The following is a 2451-nucleotide window of genomic DNA, read 5'->3' as shown; positions in this document are numbered from 1 at the left end:
ATCGACACCAATCCCCATCTCGCCAATCGCTGCCTGCCCAACGTTTGCGCGTTCGCTCATGTCCAGATACAGTTGTTATGTCTCACGGTCGTCAACGTAGTACAGCGCCCACGGGATGACGCCGACTGAAACGAACATGATCCAATACTCGAACCACATCTCGTTGAAGTACGTCATATCAAGCGTGAGGCGACCACCCTGCGTGACTGCCGCACCGAGCAGGAAGGCGAAAAAGACGCCGAGTCCGACGAAGATAGCCACGGCTTGATACGCGAGCAGTTGGAACTTCGACATTACAGCGGTGGGTTTGTTTCAATAGCGTGTCTGTGAAAGAGCCGATACAACGTCAGTCAGGGAGAAACACCGTATCCAGAAACACCGACTGTGTACGTACCCGATCCCATAGCCAATTGTATCTCATCTCCATCGTTTGAGTATGTGCGAGACGCTGGAGTCCCAAGATCATCATTAGATGAGATAACGTCGGGGGGGGAGTTGCGCGTGGCAAACACAAGATCATTAAATCGGTTGGATGACCCGTCTTTGCCGTAGACAACACACAGGAGGGCAATAGGCTCGTTGTCGACCGTTAGAATAGTCGTTGCGTTCGTATCGACATTATTGGTCATTTGTGTGCGGCTGTCTTGGGTGACCGTCCCTCCCGAGTCTTTGACTTCTTGGATGACAGCGGTCGAGCCGTCCTCGACGTTCTCGCGGATGTACTTGCTGTTTCGGATCGTGGCGTCTTTGCTATCTATTTCGTCTGTACTGAGCGATCCGACGTTGTCAAGATCCTTCCCTTCGGCGTCTAACTTGTCGTTTTGCTTATCGTACGAGAAGAACGCCTCACCAGTCAGCGGGTTATACAACTGAATCTTGTTACCGATGTCTCTGAAGACTCCCATTAGGCTTCCCTCACAGTATGGTGGTCAGGATTCCAGTTCGACGGTACGTGCGCTTCACCACTCTCGTCCGTCGGCTGTGCGTCAGGATGATTCTCGTACCACACACGAACGTCGCTCGGCGTCACAGCCCCTTCGGGCGTCCGATACAGTCGTAGCGAGTGGGCCGTCGCTTGCGAGAGATCGTGTTCACGCACTCTCTCAAACAGGTACTCGGCTGCGGCCTTGCCCTGTAGCCCTCGTTCGAAGGTCATCCGCGCCGACAGCCGTTCGCTCCCGTCGTCCAACTCGGTGCGTTCACTCGTAAACTCGTTTGCGAGACGGACCTCATCTGGTGCGGGCAGTTCAGCTTCAACGCCATCGAGGAACGTCGGGTCGTCCGACTCAACCGACCCGCTCACGCAGTAATGAACGTTCATAGCCGCGACCTCCGTGGAGCGGTAACGTTGTTGAGGTACTCAATCTCGGTGTCAGAAAGGGCACGGGACCAAGTAGCAGCAACAGCAATATCTCCATTAAATGCCTCAAAGGAACTACCTTCAGTCCTACCAATTATTAGTTGAGGTGTTCCATCCACAATAGTTCGCCCAAATGAATCGAAAGTATAACCATCGTTGTTTGTGATATCTCTTATTTCTCCGTTATATCTCGCTATGGTGACATTCCATTGATTGTTTGGTGCTGATACAGATACAGCATCAAAGCCACCGTCTTCTTGGGTTGTCATTTCTAAATTTACGGCACCATCAGTTTCACGCATAAACCAACCATACTGATTCCGATTGCCATATCCTACTATATCCCCACCAGCACTATCATCTACACTTTTCCAGATAGCAAACGCGGTAAACGGTCCTGTATCATCAAACGGTTCTTCAACTGAATAAAACTCATCGTCACTCCCGTCAAAACTCGCAGCCTCGAAATCGTTCGGTCCATCCACCCCGATGGTCGGCCCACCCGACGCCTCGGCGTGACGGCCGTAGCCACTCTGGTCTTCGATCACGTTCCGCTGTGAATCGAAGTAGTCCGAGTCAAACTCGTACCACGCCTCAAGGCCGTCTTGGAGATTGATTGTTGTCATGTTAGTTTAGCACCTCACGACTCGCAGCGTCGTTTCGGGAGTTGACTGATTCCATCAGTTCAACACCTCTGGGAGGGGTTCGACCGTTACATCTTCAACCTCTACCGTGTCTGAAGTCGTGTTACCGCCTCCGTCTCTTAGTTGTATTACAGGACGCATATCTCCTCTCGGGCTATCGGAAACTGACGCCCAGAACTCACCATCGATGTATAGCGAAGCCTCAGATCCGTCGAATTCCAGAGTCACATCGTGGTTGGATGACCAGTCCACCTGAGGGCCTGTCGTGTCCGAAGCAGTCCCTCCATTCACCGTGAGGACACGGTCGACATCAAGCGAGTCTCTGTAGATGACAGCGTTGCCTGTGGAGTCGATACGCGAAGCAGTCGGGTCTGCGTCCGAAACCCCAATTAGAAGGTAGTTCTCGGCTGTATTTCCGTTGTCCGTAAACGAGACATCTCTGAATGT

Annotated in this window: 5 protein-coding genes; all 5 read right to left on the bottom strand. The window is 52.3% G+C overall.

Annotation, left to right across the window (positions count from 1 at the left end; genetic code table 11):
- Positions 1–75 precede the first annotated feature (75 nt).
- A complete protein-coding gene (locus EXE42_RS15125) occupies positions 76–294 on the bottom strand; it encodes a hypothetical protein (protein WP_137694956.1) in 219 nt (72 codons plus the stop codon).
- Between the two features lie 56 nt (positions 295–350).
- Complete coding sequence (locus tag EXE42_RS15120; RefSeq protein ID WP_137706863.1) at positions 351–905, bottom strand: hypothetical protein; 555 nt, start codon at positions 903–905, stop codon at positions 351–353.
- Positions 905–1321, bottom strand: coding sequence for a hypothetical protein (locus tag EXE42_RS15115; RefSeq protein ID WP_137706862.1), 417 nt, complete (start codon positions 1319–1321; stop codon positions 905–907). Before EXE42_RS15115 ends, EXE42_RS15120 begins: the two co-directional genes overlap by 1 nt.
- Positions 1318–1986 carry a LamG-like jellyroll fold domain-containing protein gene (locus EXE42_RS15110; protein ID WP_137706861.1) on the bottom strand — a complete coding sequence of 223 codons (669 nt, stop codon included), beginning with the start codon at positions 1984–1986 and terminating at the stop codon, positions 1318–1320. Before EXE42_RS15110 ends, EXE42_RS15115 begins: the two co-directional genes overlap by 4 nt.
- A gap of 54 nt (positions 1987–2040) precedes the next feature.
- On the bottom strand, positions 2041–2451 hold a 411-nt coding region (locus tag EXE42_RS18640; RefSeq protein ID WP_158293718.1), incomplete at its 5' end, for a hypothetical protein.

The organism is Halorubrum sp. SP3 (genome assembly GCF_005435195.1).
Lineage (GTDB): Archaea > Halobacteriota > Halobacteria > Halobacteriales > Haloferacaceae > Halorubrum > Halorubrum sodomense.
The sequence above is the reverse complement of the archived record's forward strand: the minus strand, read 5'-3'. Positions and strand labels throughout refer to the sequence as shown.

Excerpts from the sequence above, each read along its gene's own strand:
- EXE42_RS15115 (WP_137706862.1), bottom strand. The coding sequence starts at position 1,321 with ATGAACGTTCATTACTGCGTGAGCGGGTCGGTTGAGTCGGACGACCCG.
- EXE42_RS15110 (WP_137706861.1), bottom strand. The coding sequence starts at position 1,986 with ATGACAACAATCAATCTCCAAGACGGCCTTGAGGCGTGGTACGAGTTT.
- EXE42_RS15120 (WP_137706863.1), bottom strand. The coding sequence starts at position 905 with ATGGGAGTCTTCAGAGACATCGGTAACAAGATTCAGTTGTATAACCCG.
- EXE42_RS15125 (WP_137694956.1), bottom strand. The coding sequence starts at position 294 with ATGTCGAAGTTCCAACTGCTCGCGTATCAAGCCGTGGCTATCTTCGTC.